The sequence below is a fragment of the Erwinia sp. PME.40.26/001 genome, from assembly GCF_055556675.1.
Genome location: NZ_JBVHNP010000223.1, coordinates 1 through 265 on the forward strand (window position 1 = coordinate 1; position 265 = coordinate 265).

The window sequence follows — 265 nt, forward strand, 5'->3', positions numbered from 1 at the left end:
GAGGATCTGATCGGCGACCGCCGGATCGCCGGCGATGGTCGCGATGGCGGGGCCGATGCGCGCGAAGAGGTGGTCGTAGCCGCGCCCGCCGTTGCGGCGGAGGTTGGCCTGCGCCCAGACGTCCTGCGCGATCACGAGCTGGTCGCCGTAGCCCTCGGACAGCAGCCACTCGACCATCTCGAGTCGCTCGGCGTCGGTCGGGTTCCGCAGGTCCGTGCTGCCGTAGTAGAAGTCCGACCCGAAGGTGTCGTACGCCAGCACGGCT

1 protein-coding gene is annotated in these 265 nt (G+C 70.2%); it reads right to left on the minus strand.

Going from position 1 to position 265, the window contains the following annotated elements; genetic code table 11:
- On the minus strand, nt 1-265 hold a 265-nt coding region (locus tag ACZ3HG_RS23935; protein ID WP_465334890.1), incomplete at both ends, for a phosphotriesterase family protein.